The 2,761-nt window shown below is 40.5% G+C and carries 4 protein-coding genes; 2 read left to right on the top strand and 2 right to left on the bottom strand.

What is annotated here, in order from left to right; translation table 11 throughout:
* Nucleotides 1-357 precede the first annotated feature (357 nt).
* The gene (locus F6J94_RS32700) at nt 358-639 is read left to right on the top strand and encodes a hypothetical protein (protein WP_293047850.1); all 282 of its coding nucleotides are present in this window, start codon (nt 358-360) and stop codon (nt 637-639) included.
* Nucleotides 640-1,141: 502 nt separating this feature from the next.
* Here F6J94_RS32700 and F6J94_RS32695 read toward each other — a convergent pair.
* Nucleotides 1,142-1,426 (bottom strand): hypothetical protein, encoded by a 285-nt coding sequence (locus F6J94_RS32695; protein ID WP_293027760.1) that lies wholly within the window; start codon nt 1,424-1,426, stop codon nt 1,142-1,144.
* A 115-nt stretch (nt 1,427-1,541) separates the two neighbouring features.
* Here F6J94_RS32695 and F6J94_RS32690 point away from each other — a divergent pair, with 115 nt between their 5' ends.
* Nucleotides 1,542-1,898 (top strand): hypothetical protein, encoded by a 357-nt coding sequence (locus tag F6J94_RS32690; protein ID WP_293027763.1) that lies wholly within the window; start codon nt 1,542-1,544, stop codon nt 1,896-1,898.
* 6 nt (nt 1,899-1,904) lie between these two features.
* On the opposite strand, the gene F6J94_RS32685 is transcribed toward F6J94_RS32690, so the two are convergent.
* Nucleotides 1,905-2,657, bottom strand: a complete 753-nt coding sequence (locus F6J94_RS32685; protein WP_293047848.1) for a PEP-CTERM sorting domain-containing protein — start codon at nt 2,655-2,657, stop codon at nt 1,905-1,907.
* Nucleotides 2,658-2,761 lie beyond the last annotated feature (104 nt).

Below are 2,761 nucleotides of genomic sequence, written 5' to 3'. Positions count from 1 at the left end.
TAGTTGTCAATTTTTGAGGGAGTAGGGAGTAGGGAGTAGGGAGTAGGGAGTAGGGAGTAGGGAGTAGGGAGTAGGGAGTAGGGAATCGGGAAAAAATAATGTGTATATTATTATGATATAAACTGATAGCTGATGATAGCTGACATTTTTAACTCTAAACTATAAACCCTATCGTATTTTTTTCATTTGTAACAAAATGTTTAATATTTAAAAATAGCCTTGACTTTTTTAGAGATATTAGTAATAATAAAAATGTCTGATATTTCGATAATATTTCTGGACAAAAAGCCGCGCTTCCAAGTTGACACAACAAGCGCGGCTTTATCCCCAGTCACAAGCTATGTGTGAGGTAATTCTATGATGCCAAAAAAACGGTCAGTAGATCATCTGGTTTACTGTCAGCGAGCCCTAGACCGGCTTGCGCAAATTGCTGAGAGGCAATCCACACGCCCAGATTCAATGCCTCGTGCCATCACTGAGCGAGAGGAAATCTTGATTAACCTATACAGCAACTGCCGACTGTCCATGACACCCCAGGCGTTTTACCGCAAATGGCCAGTCAATCAAGCAGATATCGGTAACATCTGCTGCCGCTCAACTTACGCTGTAAATACCTGGCTGGCTCAAGGTGCTCGCTAGAAAACTCCTAGTGCCGATTCTTTATACCATCTGGCTTTAATGGATTTCGTCTTAGAGAATTTCGAGGCAATTCCAAAGGAGTTATTGAATCGACTCTGCTCTAGGGTTGTTCGGGAAAGGGGTGTTGTCTGTTATAATTAATAATTTAGAATTTAGAATGGTAAATTCCAAATTAGACCTCTTGCATAAGTCTCATAAACCGTGGGTGTTGACAAGGCAAAAGTCAAAAGGCAAAAGGGATAGATTTTGATTTCTATAGATTCTAAATTCTTAATTTTACATTCTAAATTCTATATTCGCGGATTCTACAGGACTTACGCATTTGCCCCCTAAATCCCCCAATTCTGGGGGACTTTGACATTATTACCCCCCAATTTTGATACCGCTGGCCAAATTAATATTTGTTTACACATAGGTCAACTGGTCGGAGCAAAAGCAGCAAAACGAGAACATCGGGTAGCGGCAAATGGGACTCCTCAGTTTGATAACTAATACAATTGTTTCAACTTATAGTCCCATACCAACTACGAACAAAGGATATTTTCCACATCTGCTCATCCTTTTGTAAACAAATATTAATTTCGCCAGCCGTATCAATACTGGGGGGAAGAGCATCGATAGCTATTAACATCCGAGTCAATCCTTCCTCAACTCTGGTAACTCTATTGACAACCTCTTCCATGGTCTGAATTCTCTGTTGATGGTCATTAGTAAGAGCTTCTACAGAACGGGCTAATGACTCCACCACTGCTTCAATCCGGTCTAATCTATCGTTGTTATTACTCACTGCTATAGGATTTCTAAATAGCTCATGAACACCAATACTAATTTAGTATAGCATTTCTTGTAGGAATTATAAAAAATTATTCCCGTTTTTTACATTAACCAAAATCCATTTATACTTGATTAAGTCTTGCCTGTTCCCTGTTGCTTGTTGCCTTTACCTAAGAGATTTTGTTCACAACTTAAATACAAATGCTACAGCACTCGAAGTCAAGATTAAGAAATACGGCGGTTTGCATAACTATCAGGTAGACAGGATTGTTTTCCCACTTCCGACTTCCCTCTTATCTCTTCCCTGTTCCCTGTTCCCTGTTCCCTGTTCCCTAAAATCCAGAAATTTGTACCTAACTGAATTGCAAACCGCTGTATTTGTGTTCCCTACTCCCTACTCCCTACTCCCTACTCCCTACTCCCTACTCCCTACTCCCTTTCCTAATACCTTACTCACAAATCAGTTTTTTCCTACTGATAAGTAATTGAGGCTAAACCTTTTGTTTAGATGGGGAAGGTTTCAGCTTACGTTTGATGGTTGAAGCTAAGCCGAGAGTGGCAATGGTAAAGATACTTATACTATGAGTGGGTTCAGGGACAATCACCGGTTTCGCAGAAAAACTAATGGGTAACTCACTATCTTCCGGTCCTAAATTTTGAAAACCAGTGATAAATGGCGGTGCCGAAAAAACTTCAAAAAAACTAGGGGGCTGCAAAAAACTAGCGAAAAAGACATTAACAAAGTTTCCAGCTGAGGTGGAAAACCCAAAGCCGTCAGTTGTTAACTGATTAGCATCAAGACTAATTAAATTGTCAACTTCGAAAGGTTCGTTTCCCGGTGTAGAAGTACCAGTAGGTTGCAAACCAGTAATTGTTTCGCTGTTGCGCGTGCCAGTAATTTCAGAAATCAAGAAAAAACCCAAATCATCAGGAGTATCATTAGTAGTGAAAGTACCACTGGCTTCGATACCAGGAGCAGAATAACTCCAGTTCCAATTTAAAGCTGAAGCTGCCTGGGGTGCCACCAAAACTAATCCAGAGGTAGCAATCAGGAGTGTAGTAGATAGCAGAGTTAGATTTTTCATCGCCAATTTAGGGTTGAACAAAACTATACCAAAGGGAACAGGGAACAGGGAGTAGGGAGTAGGGAGTAGGGAGTAGGGAGTAGGGAAGAGGGAACAAAAATTATCGCAATTCCTACACGGATTGGTATATAAGTTATGAGGTACGCTTTTCAACCTCAAAGTCACCCTTATTAAGGGAAACGGAGGATCAAGTTGTACCTTATGGGATATATAGCGTTTCTAGGACTCATGAGGTACACATTAGTTTTTACCTCTTCCCTGCT

The organism is Moorena sp. SIO1F2, assembly GCF_010672755.1.
Classification (GTDB): domain Bacteria; phylum Cyanobacteriota; class Cyanobacteriia; order Cyanobacteriales; family Coleofasciculaceae; genus Moorena.
The sequence above is the reverse complement of the archived record's forward strand: the minus strand, read 5'-3'. Positions and strand labels throughout refer to the sequence as shown.